Annotated in this window: 2 protein-coding genes; both read left to right on the forward strand. The window is 43.3% G+C overall.

What is annotated here, in order from left to right:
• The first annotated feature begins 75 nt into the window (after positions 1–75).
• A complete protein-coding gene (locus HMPREF0106_RS00045) occupies positions 76–480 on the forward strand; it encodes a hypothetical protein (protein ID WP_009041337.1) in 405 nt (134 codons plus the stop codon).
• On the forward strand, positions 468–719 hold a 252-nt coding region (gene tnpB, locus HMPREF0106_RS00040; RefSeq protein ID WP_009041338.1), incomplete at its 3' end, for an IS66 family insertion sequence element accessory protein TnpB. The genes HMPREF0106_RS00045 and tnpB, both read left to right, overlap by 13 nt.

The following is a 719-nucleotide window of genomic DNA, read 5'->3' on the forward strand; positions in this document are numbered from 1 at the left end:
TAAGCGTCTCCGCGATTCTATCTTGTCGCCCTTTTTTCATTCTTATATTTTTGCGATGTATAAAAATGAAGCATTATGGATTTAGCAGAAAATCGATTTGGAAAAACTTGGAAACATTTCCTTGAAGTATTGAAAGTAGACTACAATTGTTCTTTAGCCGATGTTTGCCGCGATCAGCATACCACTTTTGGTGGTATGAGTTCCTGGATGTCCAGACGGGGCTATAGCGTTAAACAAGCCAAGGCAGATGTGGTCCGTGATTATTATGGCGGCGTTGAACCCTCCCAACCGACAACTTCCTCTCCTTCATTCACTCAAATATCACCCGCCATGTTGTCGGAAGAAGAGTTTAGTCTTGCCGGGATCACAATCACCTTTAACAGTGGAACCACCATTTCGGTCAAACGGGCCACACCCGGTGGTGTTATTAAAATGTTGCGCGATTACGAAAGAACGGAGGGAGATCCATGTATTCTCTAACATCAGCCAATCGCTACTATCTGTACCAGGGCTTTGTTCGTATGAACCTTGGCATTGACGGTTTATTCAAAATTATACGATCGGAAATGAAGGACTTGTCTCCCGTTTCCGGAGATATCTTTTTATTCTTTGGTAAAAACCGACAAAGTGTAAAAATACTGCGTTGGGATGGCGATGGCTTTCTTCTGTACTACAAGCGCCTCGAAGGTGGAAGTTTTGAGTTACCGACATTTAACCCC

The sequence above is a fragment of the Bacteroides sp. D22 genome (assembly GCF_000163675.1).
Classification (GTDB): Bacteria; Bacteroidota; Bacteroidia; order Bacteroidales; family Bacteroidaceae; genus Bacteroides; species Bacteroides xylanisolvens.